General features: G+C 35.8%; 10 protein-coding genes. 4 read left to right on the forward strand and 6 right to left on the reverse strand.

Features of this window, described 5'->3' with window-relative positions; genetic code table 11:
* The 6 genes from ACH2CJ_RS01965 to ACH2CJ_RS01990 form a co-directional block, all read right to left on the reverse strand.
* On the reverse strand, positions 1–2,081 hold a 2,081-nt coding region (locus tag ACH2CJ_RS01965), incomplete at its 3' end, for a collagen-binding domain-containing protein (protein ID WP_394990395.1).
* A 283-nt stretch (positions 2,082–2,364) separates the two neighbouring features.
* Positions 2,365–3,366 carry a type IX secretion system protein PorQ gene (gene porQ, locus ACH2CJ_RS01970; RefSeq protein ID WP_394990396.1) on the reverse strand — a complete coding sequence of 334 codons (1,002 nt, stop codon included), beginning with the start codon at positions 3,364–3,366 and terminating at the stop codon, positions 2,365–2,367.
* 51 nt (positions 3,367–3,417) lie between these two features.
* On the reverse strand, positions 3,418–4,950 hold the full coding sequence (locus ACH2CJ_RS01975) for a bifunctional metallophosphatase/5'-nucleotidase (RefSeq protein ID WP_394990397.1): 1,533 nt from the start codon (positions 4,948–4,950) through the stop codon (positions 3,418–3,420).
* Between the two features lie 561 nt (positions 4,951–5,511).
* Complete coding sequence (locus ACH2CJ_RS01980) at positions 5,512–6,846, reverse strand: ABC1 kinase family protein (protein ID WP_394990398.1); 1,335 nt, start codon at positions 6,844–6,846, stop codon at positions 5,512–5,514.
* 92 nt (positions 6,847–6,938) lie between these two features.
* Positions 6,939–7,580, reverse strand: coding sequence for a TetR family transcriptional regulator C-terminal domain-containing protein (locus ACH2CJ_RS01985; protein ID WP_394990399.1), 642 nt, complete (start codon positions 7,578–7,580; stop codon positions 6,939–6,941).
* 83 nt (positions 7,581–7,663) lie between these two features.
* On the reverse strand, positions 7,664–8,632 hold the full coding sequence (locus ACH2CJ_RS01990) for an oxygenase MpaB family protein (protein WP_394990400.1): 969 nt from the start codon (positions 8,630–8,632) through the stop codon (positions 7,664–7,666).
* Positions 8,633–8,938: 306 nt separating this feature from the next.
* On the opposite strand from ACH2CJ_RS01990, the gene ACH2CJ_RS01995 reads away from it, so the two are divergent.
* The 4 genes from ACH2CJ_RS01995 to ACH2CJ_RS02010 all read left to right on the forward strand — a co-directional run.
* Positions 8,939–9,754, forward strand: a complete 816-nt coding sequence (locus tag ACH2CJ_RS01995) for a hypothetical protein (protein ID WP_394990401.1) — start codon at positions 8,939–8,941, stop codon at positions 9,752–9,754.
* A 147-nt stretch (positions 9,755–9,901) separates the two neighbouring features.
* A complete protein-coding gene (locus tag ACH2CJ_RS02000; protein WP_394990402.1) occupies positions 9,902–11,539 on the forward strand; it encodes a CTP synthase in 1,638 nt (545 codons plus the stop codon).
* A gap of 171 nt (positions 11,540–11,710) precedes the next feature.
* Positions 11,711–13,579, forward strand: a complete 1,869-nt coding sequence (gene yidC, locus ACH2CJ_RS02005) for a membrane protein insertase YidC (protein WP_394990403.1) — start codon at positions 11,711–11,713, stop codon at positions 13,577–13,579.
* 59 nt (positions 13,580–13,638) lie between these two features.
* Positions 13,639–14,283 (forward strand): tol-pal system YbgF family protein (locus tag ACH2CJ_RS02010; protein ID WP_394990404.1); only part of this gene is annotated, 645 nt, incomplete at its 3' end.

A 14,283-nucleotide genomic window follows, 5' to 3' on the forward strand; every position in this document is an offset into this window, starting at 1 on the left:
CCACAACCAGAACCTGTTTGCGTAGCAACTAATCTATAATAGGTGGTTGCTGTTAATACTCCCGATGTATAAGTCGATGACGTTGCTCCCGATATATTCGTAAATGTAACATTATCAGTCGAGGATTGCCACTGATAGCTGGTTGTACCCGTTCCATTGGATACTGTTGCGGTCAAAGATGCAGTGCCACCGTTACAAATAGTTCCGTTGGTTGTCGAAATGCTCACTGTTGGGGTAGCAACAATAATTACAGAAACTGACGAACTAATGACACTCGAACAGCCCGCTCCACTTGCACTTACAATAACTCTAAAATAAGTTGTACCAGCAACCGTAGAAGCAGGTGTATAAGTGGATGAGGTTGCCCCTGAAATATTTGTAAAAGTAGCATTATCACTTGAAGATTGCCATTGATAAGTCAAACTCGGTGAGCCACCTGCTGCACTTACACTTAAAGTTGCAGAACCTGAGAGACATTCTGTAAAACCTACTGGCTGTGTATTGATTAAAATGGCTGAAGCAATGGTAGCTGTTACCACATCTCTGCTTGCACTTTCACAACCATTCACCGTACAACTTACATAATAAATCGTAGTTGTTGAAATACTCGGTGTTGTATAGGTGGCTGTGGCAGCCAAACTCGCTCCTCCCGTTAAAGCAGCGTACCAATTGTATGTACCAGTACAACCAGTAGCACTTAAGTTAACCTTACCCGTTCCACAACGACCACCATCAACGCCAGTTGGAGCGGCAGGAACAGCATTCACTGTAACCGTAATTGTATTTGAATAATAATCATAAGTCGTACAAGCTGCACGGCGAGCTCCTCGGCGATAATAAGTGGTAGAAGAGATTGTTGGGGCATCATAAGTAGCAGCCATTGCTCCCGAGATATCAGTCCAGGTGCTATTATCGGGGCTTGATTGCCATTGGTATTCGAGTATTCCCCAACCACCCGATGCTGCAACCGAACTGGTAAAAGCAACAGGGTCGCCTGACCCACAAAATGTTTGATTAGAGCCTACCGTTCCGCCAGCTGTTACGTTAGAGCATATCTCCGCATCGAATTGATAATTATGAATATCACCTATTCCTAATTGTGCTGTTTTTGCAATTATATTTCCATCAATATCTCCCGTTCCTGTTTTGATAACGTTCATATTTGGGGCAAAAACTGTCCCGATAATTAGTGAGGCTTGAGCAATAGTTATATTGTAGGTGGTTGCTCCATAAAAATTCCAAATGATATATGGACCTTGTGCTAAACCACCAATGCCAGCCATATTCACATTATTCCAAGTATAATTGCCCGTAATTGGCACATTTATAACCAATGTTTTTGTAGCACTTGGAGCATCATTAAATGTTATTTCAGAAATATTTGTTAACGATGCAGAAGTCAGGTTCAAGTAATTTACCCCTGTTATCAAAGAATTGATTCTTACTGGCTGTGAAGATGAAACAGTGTTGCCTGAAATAGCTACATTACTCATATTATACAACTGAACATTGTTCGTCGATGTACTTAAATTAGTAGAATTCGTACGATAAGTGTTAAACAATGTAGTAAAATCGAAGCCCACCGCTTGAAATACTGCTGGGCTGGGCGTTTGGTCAATCGAACCTTCAATTCGCTTGGCATTATTGTACGATGTGCTTGTAGGATATACCTGAGTGACACTATTAGTACCATTATCGCCCGAAATCGAGCCTGTACTATTGCCAATATGGATATATTTGCTATTTAAAACTTTCACATAACCCGCAGTCCAAGTGATACTACCTTTCACTAACAAACCCGTGGTGGTCGAACCATCTCCTGGAAAAACATAACTTCCAGTAACATCCATGTTGACTTCCCCAACACTTGAATTGATGATTAAATTTCCACCAACTGCCAAGGGTCCGTGAATATGGTGCGACTCCGATGAAGTAAAGTTTCCTTCGGTGAGTACTTGAAATCCTTGGTTTCCTGCAATCGGATTTTGAGAAAATGCTCGATAGTTTACGAGAAATAAGGCAAGAAGTAACACACCATTGACTAACTTATTTTTGTAAGTATGCCAAATAGAACATCTCATTGCAGCAAAACAATTTTGAGATGTGTAGGTATTTTTTAATAAAAAGTACACCTATATGCGATAACTAATACATTAAAATTGGGACTTAAAAAAGCACTGTAACCTGTTTATTCCGTGTTACAGTACATAACTTTAATAGCAAATTTTATGCCACAAGTTATTGAGAGGTATCAACTAAAAAACAATTAACTCATTATCAGGTAATTGAATATGATAAATAAATGCAACAGAGAAAAGTCCTGCCCGTTTGAGGTTTGGTATAGCATTTGTTAGAGGAGAAAAACTATTTTTTTGACAAGGCCAAATACAGGCTAAATGTAGTTTGTCCACTACCCGAAGCGAGGGCAGCACGTGAGATTGAAAACCCAAATTGCTTCGTTCGGAGGTCAGCACCGAACGAAAAACCGGCACTTCCCCCCAACCCATTGACGAGCAATTCTTTACGGCGAAGATGGTTGTAACCCAAAAGAAGATTGAGGTTTTTGTGAATCGAAATACTTGTCCCAATTACCAAATGTTGAAACATTTTATCAGCAATTGAACTATTTTTAGCAACTTTATTTCCTTGATTATCGAAAGTATAATTAACGGTTGGGTCGTTGTAAGCAACATCAAATACATAAAGATGATGTGCAGTCAATGAAAACCTTACGGGCATGTATTTTGGCTTAAAAGACGCTCCTATTTGTAAATCAAAGGGAATTTCGGGACGAATATTTCCGTAACTTTTCAGTACAAAACCTACATTTTTTGCCAAAATTCCGAAACTCAAATCGTGTATAGGGTGCTTGAAAGTACCACCCCAATCGGTCAGAAAAGCCATCGAACTATAAGATTCGAGCGTTGAACCCACAAATTTTGCAGAAATACCAAAACTAATATGACCGATTTTTCGTGAATGAGTTAACCCCAACGAAAAATCATTTGCCGCAAATTCATTAGTCAGATTTCCAACCGCATCCGTTCCTTGAAAAGTGCCATAATTAAGGTTTTGGAGCGAAATTGCCCAGTTCTTCTTGAATTTTGGCGAATAATTGACCGAAACAAACTTACTTGAAGCCAAATATGGCGAAAAATTAAGCCCAATTTGTCCTCGTTGCGAAGAATCTAATAATGCAGGATTAAAAGTACAAAGGTTAACATCTCGGTCTGAGAGCGAAACATTTACCCCTCCCAGAGCATTTATTCGGGCATTATTTGATATATTTAGAAAGGAAAAACTATTCTGAGCATTTGAGGTAAATGCAGCAATAAAACCGACGATTATCAAAACTAAAATTCTCATATTGGCAATCCTCTCCACTATTTCTCAATAATAAACGACCTCTTACATTTTTTATTTTTTCTTCAAATAAGCTATAACCGCTTTACGCATATCATTCCTCACATCTCCATCAGGAAAAGTATCTAAAACTGACTGAATATCAGGATTTTGTTTGGTAAAAAAATCTAAATTTCTTTCTTTACCTGTCAATAAGAAATCACTCGTTACGATTGTGTAGTTTTGGTTTATATCAAGTAATTTTCCATTGATTTTCCATTCCTTTTTTGCCTCATCGTAAGCAATTTTTTCCCATTGTAAATATCCTCCACTACCTTTATTTACCAAACCAATTTCCAAAATCCGTTCCAACAATCTGCCACGCATTTTAATCTCTACTAATTTTCCACCAAAAGGCAAAATCCTAAGCACATCTAACTGCGTAATTTTGCCCGAAACATTATCGTCAATACGTATTGATCCACCGTTAAAAAAAGCGGCATCAACCACATTTGGTGAAGCCGAAACCATAGCACTTGCAATCATGTTTCCCATGTTACCTTGCTTATTTCTTACTACGCTTTCGTGTCCATCAAGTGGCTCTTTTAAGTCGGCTATTACCTCGTTTTTATTCAATCCTAAAGCCTTAAAAGCACCATCTTCAATATCTTCCCATTTTTTAATAACCGCTGCAACATCCTGATTATCAATAACTTGATTGTTAATTTTTTTTAGCTCAGAAGTCATCTTTACTTCTTTCTTATCTTGGTTAAATACAATTCGGTGAATGTACACAGTTTTGGCATTTGCATCTGCTTTGGCGAGCGTAACCTTACCAACTTTCTGAATCATATTATCGTGGTCGTGACCGCCCATAATGAGTTTTAAGTCAGGAATCATTTCAGCCAATTTTGCATCATCTACTTTGTTCAAATGTGTTAATCCTACCACAAAATCGCACTGAGGTTTGAGTTCATTATATGCTTTTTTTGCCGACTCAAAAAAATCATCATACCACACATAATCCTTCGGATTTGAAGGCAAAACCACACCAAACATTCCCACCTTTACGGCATTTCCTTGTGTATTTTTGAAAGTAAAAATAGTAGTTTTTACAAAAGGCGTTTTAGCACCATTCACAATTTTTCCAAACGGGACTAATTCACCATTTTTTTTCTGCAAAGCATTGGTATTCAACCAATTAAACTTCGATTCGTTGATTCGTTCTTGTAAATCTTTTTCGTCTAAATCAAACTCATGATTGCCAAAACATACCCAATCAACACCCACAGCATTCATTACATCAACCATCTGACGACCTTTAATTCCCTTACCTTCATAGCGAAGTGTTCCGATTACAGATGGACTCAAAAAATCACCCGAAAGAGTAGTAATTGTATTTGGATTTTCTTTGATTAATTCTTGGCGTACGGTTGCCACACGAGCCATTCCGCCAATTTTACCATTGTCTAAAGCCGATATTTCATAAACATCATTAAGCTGTAGAAAGGTAATATTTATTTCATTTTTGCTATTTTTAGCAGTTTTTGAAGTTTTACAAGCTACGAAAATTACTGTAATTACAAGAAAAAGGATTAGTTTTTTCACGGATTAGATGATTTGTTTAAAAATAGGTATTAATACTTCTTGCAAAAGTAATCTAAAAAATAATTTGATAACAATCTATATTTCCTTCAACATTGTAATCCATTACCGTACGGCTTCCTTATAGCTACATACTAAACCTAATAACTTGAAATTTATTTAACAGTATTTCGGTTCTTTTCAACGAAAATCAAGCAATGAAGGCTCAATAATTATTTTATTTTTATAAGATATTTTATAAGAAATATCGCCATTTTCGGTAGCGTTCACTTTCAGAGAAACTTTTTTTTATTTGGAGATGAAATGAAAGTGTTTTTTTGTGCTATGAAAAAAAGGAAAATAGCAGGAAATAAGGCTTAGGATAAGTCTTGAGGTTTTCATAGGTGAAGTCTTATAGGTTTGGTAAAGTATTCTCGTCTTTTATTATAGGAAATAAAAGTCTAACAAACTAAACCCAAATTAAGGTATTATGCAATGAATAGTGCAGTTTTTTGAATTATCCACTAAAAAGTCGTAGAATAAAAAGCTAATGCTAAGTATTCTACGACTCATTCGTAATTAAACTCAAACCAACTCCGCCTTCAAATGCCTCGGCGTAAGCCAATCGGGTTTGGTGGTTTTTATTTCTGCTTTTAAATCATTCAGAATCGTGTAAAGTCCAAAATACGTGCGATTCACGTACAATCCATGTTGCGAGCCACGAGCCGCTTTTGAGTCTTTCAGTTCGGGAAGTTTGGCAACGTATTCAAAGAAATTATAGATTTCATCGACGTAACCTGTTTGCCCAAAATCAAAAACATTTGAGTTGAACGGACGACCTAACAATTCTATCATTTTCTTGAACAAATTTGAAAAAAAGACTCTTTTTTGTGGCGAATCTTCTTCCACGATAAACTCTAAAGTCCAGAAAATTCGTTGAATTTCTGCCTCATCTTGCAGCGTGTCAGGATTTATTAAGGCAAAATAATTAGTATAATAATCGTCAGGAATTACTTTCACGCAGCCAAAATCAATTACGCCCAAACGTCCATCTTTAGTCATCAAAAAATTGCCAGGATGTGGGTCGGCGTGCACTTGGCGAAGCGTGTGTATTTGATAATCATAAAAATCCCACATCGCTTGCCCGATTCGGTTACGCACTTCTTGTGAAGGATTTGTATCTAAAAACTCTTTCAAATGCTGTCCTTCAATCCAATCCATCGTCAAGATTCTTTTTGACGAATATTCGGAATAATACTTCGGAAAAAACAAATCTGGAATATGACTACAAGCATTCGTAATTTCGACCGAACGCTGCAATTCTAAATCATAATTCGATTCTTCGAGTAATTTATCTTCTACTTCTCTAAAATATCTGTCAATTTCGGCATCATTTAAATTCAATAATTGCACCGCCAAAGGACGAGCCATTTTTAAGTCCGAACTAATACTTTCGGCAATACCTGGGTATTGAATTTTGACTGCCAAGTTTTTACCGACCTTGGTCGCTTTGTGTACTTGTCCGATTGAAGCGGCATTTTCAGCCTTCAAGTCGAAAGTATCGAACATTTCCGAAGGAGATTTATCGAAATATTTTTTAAAAGTCTTGATAACTAATGGTGCAGACAAAGGAGGAGCAGAATATTGCGACATGGCAAATTTGTCGGTGTAAGCTCTGGGAAGCAAATTTTTGTCCATGCTCATCATTTGAGCCACTTTCAAGGCACTTCCTTTCAAATTACTGAGTGTGTCATAAACATCAGCGGCATTTTCTTGGTGCAACTGTTCTTTGGTGAGCGACGAATCAAAGATTTTTTTACTGTAGTGTTTAATATAATTGCCGCCAACTTTCACGCCTGCTTTGACAAATTGTGTAGCTCGGGCAACTTTCGATGTGGGGATGCTTTCCTGTGAGTTCATTTCTTTTTTTTATTGTAATGAATGATCAATTGAGCAAATGAATTATTCTGTTTGAAAATAATCACTCATTTGCTCAATGATTCATTCACAAATTACTTTCTATTCTGAAATATAAATTTACCTAAATCCAGCAACGAATCGAGTGGCGAACGACCTAATAAATCAAAAGCAGTATTTACTGTTTTTTCAATCATTGTGTCGGTTTTTTCGAATGATTTACTTGTATCTTTTATCCAAAAGTCAAGAATAAAAAGCGTTTTTGCCCAAAATAAGTCTGGATAACGTTGCATTAGCTGTGGAATGGCACGTTGTTCGACTTCACGGGTTTCACGGGCTTCCATCAAAAGTTCATTTATAAAATCATAAAATGAAGCCTTGAAATCAACTAATTGAACATTGCGTTTGGTAAAAATGGGTTTTTCAAAACCTTCGTAAGATTTTAAGATATAGCTGCGATTTTTCTTCAAAATCTCAACCCAAGTATAAAGAAACGCCAATAATTTTTCACGAACTGAGTAATTTTGGAACACTGCCTCGCTTTCGGTCGAAGCACGAGCCTCTATAAATAAAGCTTTCCAAATTTCACTTTCTATTTGTGGAAACGACGAAAATTCTTCATAAAAATCAACTTCTTTGATTTTTAATTTCTTGCAAAAAGCATATACCGATTCAGGTTGTTTGCCATTTTCGAGCAAATATTCGGTATAAGCTTGTCTTATTTTTTCTTGTGTCATGATTAATTTGAGTCAACTGTCCACTGACGATAGCCAGCAGACGATTAAAAAAAATTTAAAGGACAGTTTTCCGTCGTCTAATATTAAAATATTTTCGACATCAAAACTGATGTTGTGTTATATACTTTCAACAAAGTGTTTGGAATATTTGTTTCGGCAATGCCAAGCATTTTGGCATATTTTTCACCGAGTAGCATACGAGATTGCTCTTGAAGTAAATCAGCCGTCAATTTATTTGGAGCAAAACCTCTAATAACCTGTATTAAAGAAGACGTAAGCTCCTGACCTTCAAGTGATTGTCTAAATTGTCGCTTTGCAATTAATTTATCCGTTTTCACGGCTTCCAAATAATTATTTGGCACGATTTCGGGTTTTATACCCAACAAAAAACCAATCACATTCCAAGTATTTAGGTAAGCACTTCCGTAAGATTCGTCAACTTGATAACCTAACTTTTCCATTCCCCGCAAAACAACCAACGAAAAAGCCAAATTTGTACCCAACATATCTTCTTGATTTATTGGAAATCCCCAAGTCAAATCCCAATGATTACTTTGCATTGTAAAATAGCGAATGGCAGCATGTAAAAGCCTAACCTTCAAGCAAATAGCAAAGATTCGTTGCTCCGTCCAAGTATCATAAGTCATTACGGCTTTCAGGAAATTACCCGTTTCGAGCAACCTTTTATAAGTATCATTTCTGATACGCTCCGAAAAGTAAAGAACTTTTGCTCCATCTGCACCCAAATAACAATATGGTAATGAATAAATACCCAAAATCAAACCAATATTTTGTTGGTTTTCTCGATAAAAATCGGTGGTACGAATAAGTTTCTTCTTATCGAAAAAGGAAGGAAGAAATGAGTTTTTGATTAAAAATTCTTGTAAGATTTGAGGCTGATTTTGAAAGCTAATGTTTTGATAATCAGACATAAAAGGCATCATTTGACGAAGAAAAGCAATTCCTTTTAGCTCAACTAATTTCCGTATAATCTCATCGGCATTTTCATCGCCTAAAGTGCGGTATTTTGCTAAATCTAATATTACATTCATAAATTATTTTGCTTTGAGTATTCAACAGTCTTGTTATCAAAAATGTTTAAACTATTGGATGCTAATTTTATTTTAGAAAAAACCCAAACAAATAATAAATGAAGGACTACAAAATCAAATTAATAGATAACTCATATAAACCAATCGAAACTCGGTATGGATAAAATAAATATTCTAACTATTATTTTTAAATTTTTCAGAATTACAAATTTTTGCACGATTTTTGCTAGTGTTTGAGTTTTACTTCGTTATTTATATCAAAAGCAATATTTGTAAAAACAAAGGGTGTTAATTTACATTAGAAAAATGAAATTTTCAAAACTTATTTGCTTACCATTTCTATTGATTATCATCATTTTTGCCTGCGGGAAGAAAGAGATTACTTTATTGAAAGAAAAAGAACTTATTGTAACACCAAAACTGTGTTATCTAAAAAGTGCTGACCACGGACACGGAGTTATTTATAGTTATAGCTATGATGCAAAAAATCAATTATCTCAAATAGATGGCTTTCCCGATTTCAATTTTATTTCTTATGAAAACGGGATGCCAAAAAAAGCAACAAACTCATTTGATAAAAGCTATTACATAGGCTTTGATTATGATACAAAAGGAGCTTTATCACAAATTAGCTTTGTAGGAAAAGACAGCCGTGGAAAAGCATTTGAGTTTAAGAGTAAAGTATATACAAACACAAAAAAGCAAATAGAAACAATAGACTTATTGTTACCAGTTTTTGATGAAATTGTTGTAACAAAAATGGAATATGATTCTAAAGGCAATACAAAAAAAATTAGTTTGATAGAAGGCGGAAAAAGCAAAACCTTATTAGAAAACTTAACTTTTGACGATAAAAAATCTCCTTATTTGAACACTCCATTTGCCAATGTAATGGCTTATTTTGTCATTTTTTCTGCCACAATTGGAGCCGAAAACACTACTTATTTTTCTAATAAAAACAATGCCACTTCAACAAAAATATATTCCGATAATGGCGATATATTGTATAGTTATAAATACGAATACAATAATGAAGGTTATGCAATAAAAACGAAAGTTACTCGTAAAGCAGAAGGCAAAGAACAAAACTACGATGAAACTTATGTTTATGATTGTAAGTAAAAAATCAGTTTATAAACTTAATATAACCAACAACTAACTGATAATGAACCGTTTACTTATAACATCAAAAAACTTATAAAACTTTAAGCCACAGATTCCACCAAAATTTAGTACCTTTGCATCCCGTAATCAAAGACAACAAACCTCATGTCAGTAATCGGGCAAACACGTATCCCAAAGTATATTTTTGTAACGGGCGGCGTAACATCTTCACTCGGAAAAGGCATAATCGCCTCCTCACTTGCCAAATTGTTGCAAGCCAGAGGTTTATCAGTAACCATCCAAAAATTTGACCCGTACATTAATGTTGACCCGGGAACACTTAATCCTTATGAACACGGCGAATGCTATGTTACCGACGACGGTGCAGAAACTGACCTCGACTTAGGGCATTATGAGCGTTTCCTGAACGTTCCAACTTCGCAAGCCAATAACGTAACTACTGGTCGCATTTATTATAATGTAATCACCAATGAACGTAAAGGAAATTATTTGGGAAAAACCGTACAGGTAATTCCGCATATTACAGACGAAATCAAGCGAAATATTCTTCAATTAGGAGAAACAGGCAATTTCGACATCATTATCACCGAATTGGGTGGTTGTGTAGGCGATATTGAGTCACTTCCATTTGTTGAAGCCGTACGTCAGTTAAAGTGGGATTTAGGCTCAGATAATTTGCTAACCATCCATCTTACACTTATCCCTTATTTGAGTTCGGCAGGTGAATTAAAAACCAAACCAACACAACACTCAGTCAAGATGTTGCAAGAATCGGGAGTACAGCCCGACATAATTGTTTGCCGTACCGAACACTCTTTACCGATTGAAATTCGCAGAAAAATAGCACTTTTTTGTAATGTTGAGCAAAATTCGGTTATAGAAGCAATGGATGCTGAAACGATTTATGACGTACCATTGTTGATGCAGAAAGAAAGACTCGACCAACGTGTACTTTACATGCTCGACATCTACAATGACCAAGATGCCGACATGGAAGAGTGGAAAGGCTTTTTGGATAGGTTTAAAAATCCTCTTGAGCATGTCAAAATTGGTTTAGTAGGAAAATACATTGAGTTAAAAGATGCTTACAAATCAATTATCGAATCATTTATCCATGCAGGAGCTGCCAATAAATGTAAAGTTACGCTCGAATGGATTCATTCTGAAAGTTTAGAAGTTGATAATATTGCCGAAAAGTTTCAAGGCTTAGATGGCGTTTTGGTAGCTCCAGGTTTTGGAGAGCGTGGCATTGAAGGAAAAATTGAAGCCGTGCGTTATGTGCGTGAAAACAAAATTCCGTTTTTTGGTATCTGTTTAGGAATGCAAATGGCTTGTATCGAATTTGCACGAAATGTCATTGGTTTGTCAGAAGCACACTCAACTGAAATGTGTCCAGAAACTAAATTTCCAGTCATAGATTTGATGGAAGACCAAAAAACTGTAACCGACAAAGGTGGTACAATGCGTTTGGGAGCATATAGTTGTAAAGTAAAAGATAAAACGCTCGCACGTAAGATTTACGGAAAAGCAAATATCAGCGAACGTCATCGCCATCGTTGGGAGTTCAATAACAAATATATGAAAGATTACGAAACGGCAGGAATGGTAGTTTCGGGAATAAACCAAGAGAGTGGTTTGGTCGAAATTATTGAATTGCCCAACCATCCTTACTTTATTGGCGTGCAGTTTCACCCCGAACTAAAAAGTACAGTAATGAATCCTCATCCGCTTTTTGTCAATTTCGTAAAAGCAGCCATTGAGTACTCATCAACTAAAAAATAGCCATTAGGATTTTTAACGAATCTTTGCGAATTTTGTAGTGTTTTCAGTAAAAATCATTTAATCACAATAGTTAGAATTATTTAGGATTAAACTAATATTTAGTAATTTTATCAAAAAATCAATCTGAATAATCAGTTTAATCATAGTCTTTTTTACGTATTTCAAAAATTAATGGAAAAATTAGTAGATAGAAATCAGCTTATCGGCATAGTATTGTTGATGTGTATGTGGGCAGGATATATGTATTTCATGCCTCAAACTCCTCCCGAAAAACCTGAACCAGTAGCCCAAAAAACTGCAATTAAAACCCTTGATGCTGCTCCAAATGTTTTGAAAGATACCCTTGCACTAAAAGCTGCTTTTGGCGATTTCGCTACAGCTGCCACAGGTACTTCACAAGATATTGTAGTGGAAAACCAAGACGTCCGATTTACATTTAGCACACTCGGAGGATCAATCAAAGAAGTGGTTTTGAAAAACTACTCAGCTTACTCAGATTTCAAGGCAGGAACTAAAAACCCAATGGTATTGATTGATGAAAAAAGCTCAACAATGAATCTCGAAGTACAGACAACTAAAGGGAGAATTGATTTGAAAAAACTTTATTATACGACTTCTAATCAGTCGGCCATAATAAAAGAAGGCGATTCTACCAAAGTTGTTTTTAAGTTGGCATTGGCTGATAATCAATACATTGAGCAAGTTTATACCATTAAAGGAAACGGATATATAGTTGATTATGATGTAAATTTAGTAGGAATGGATGCACTCGTGCAGAACCAACCCGCTCGTTTTTACTGGCAAGACAACCTCAAGGTTTTGGAGCATGATATTGCAGAAAACAGAAAATCGGCTCAAATCAACTTCTGGAATGCCAAAGATGATGAATTTGATGATTTAGGAGCAAATGCAGCAGGAAATGAAGACAAAAGCATTGAAGACCCACTTAAATGGTTTTCATTTAAGCAAAAATATTTTGTAACAGGTTTTGTTTCAAAAAATCAACCGATGACCTCGGCTAAGTTGAAACTTGTTACACCAGAAACTGACAGTAGCATTGTAAAAACAGTAGAAGTTGACGCAAATTTAGCTATTTCTGATTTAAAAACTGGCAAGGGAAATTTCCGTTTTTACTTCGGACCAAATGATTATAATTTGGTTAAAAATGTAACTGATGGTTTCCATAGAAACGTTTATTTGGGTTATGATTTCGTAAAACCAATAAATCGTTTTGTATTTGTGCCATTATTCAAACTGGCAGAATCATTCATTAGTAATTATGGCTTACTTATAATTGTAGTTGTAATTATCTTGAAAACATTGCTTACACCACTGATTTATAAGTCATACATTAGTTCTGCCAAAATGCGTATTATGGCACCAGAGCTTGCCGTAATAAAAGAAAAAGTGGGCGATGACCAAGTAAAAATGCAACAAGAGCAAATGAAATTGTATCAGCAAGTGGGTGTAAATCCTCTAAGCGGATGCGTGCCGATGTTGCTACAAATGCCAATCTTGATGTCGGTTTTCTTCTTGTTCCCAAATATGATTATGTTCCGTCAGAAAGACTTTTTGTGGGCTTCTGACCTTTCAACGTATGATTATCCTATTAGCTGGGCAACAAACTTGCCTATCGTAGGCAATCACATTAGTTTGTTTGTGGTATTGATGACCATTTCGAGTTTGGCGTTTACTTATTATAATAATCAAATAACACCCGACCAACCTGGCCCGATAGACATGAAGAAAATGAGTTATGTTTTCCCAATCGTTTTCTTTTTTGTATTAAATAGTTTTCCAGCGGCGTTGAGTTTTTATTATTTGGTTTCAAACGTTGTAACAATTTTACAACAACAAATTGTGCGTCGTTTCGTTGATGAAGATAAGATTCGTAAGATTTTGGACGCAAATAAAGTAAAATTCCATGCAAATCCGCAAGCGGCAAAAAAAGGAAAATTTGCTCAATTCATGGAAAATCAAGTAAAATTGGCAGAAGAAACCCGCCAATCGCAGAATAACGAAAAGAAAAAGAAAAAATAAATCACTCTGCCCCTCCTCTTTTGGGGAGGGGTTTTTAGACACAAACTTAAACTAAAACCATGAAGAGGAACACCATCCGAAGGTCTTCTAATCTTCTTATCCTTTTGCTTCTGTCTTACGCATCGGTAGCTCAACAAGTTGCCCTTAGTGAAAGAGACTATGTTTTAAAATACAAAAAGGCGGTACAACTCTACGCTGACCAAAAGTATTTTGAAGCTAAAGATGAGCTTACGCCTCTCACCAGTCGAAGATATGAAAATTCGATGGTGCCTTACGTACTTTATTATCACTCTCTTTGCTCATTCAAATTGCTCCGTAATTTTGAGTGTCGTAGCACACTTCGTCAACTCTTCGAACGTTTTCCTGACTGGAATAAAGTAGATGAGGCCTATTATTTATATGCCAATGCCTGCTTTGCCGAAAATTATGTTGATGAAGGAATGCAATATGTCAATCGTATGTCGCCGGGTACTCTAAAACAAGACCTCGAAAACATGCAATATTTTTATTTCAGTAAATATAATGATCCTTCTCAACTTAAGGTACTTAATAAAAATTTTCCAAATAATGCAATTATTGCTAAATTATTGGTTGACAATATTCAGAAAAGCAAATTTGCCAGTCGTGAAGATTTAGAACTTTCTGACCGACTTACCAATCAATTCAATTTAGAAATAACAAATAATACACCAAAAAAAGTTGCC

The sequence above is a fragment of the Emticicia sp. genome (assembly GCF_043780375.1).
In the GTDB taxonomy this organism is placed as follows: domain Bacteria; phylum Bacteroidota; class Bacteroidia; order Cytophagales; family Spirosomataceae; genus Emticicia.

Coding starts and splice junctions, on each gene's coding strand:
- yidC (WP_394990403.1), top strand. CDS start 11,711: ATGGAAAAATTAGTAGATAGAAATCAGCTTATCGGCATAGTATTGTTG.
- porQ (WP_394990396.1), bottom strand. CDS start 3,366: ATGAGAATTTTAGTTTTGATAATCGTCGGTTTTATTGCTGCATTTACC.
- ACH2CJ_RS01990 (WP_394990400.1), bottom strand. CDS start 8,632: ATGAATGTAATATTAGATTTAGCAAAATACCGCACTTTAGGCGATGAA.
- ACH2CJ_RS01995 (WP_394990401.1), top strand. CDS start 8,939: ATGAAATTTTCAAAACTTATTTGCTTACCATTTCTATTGATTATCATC.
- ACH2CJ_RS01980 (WP_394990398.1), bottom strand. CDS start 6,846: ATGAACTCACAGGAAAGCATCCCCACATCGAAAGTTGCCCGAGCTACA.
- ACH2CJ_RS02000 (WP_394990402.1), top strand. CDS start 9,902: ATGTCAGTAATCGGGCAAACACGTATCCCAAAGTATATTTTTGTAACG.
- ACH2CJ_RS01985 (WP_394990399.1), bottom strand. CDS start 7,580: ATGACACAAGAAAAAATAAGACAAGCTTATACCGAATATTTGCTCGAA.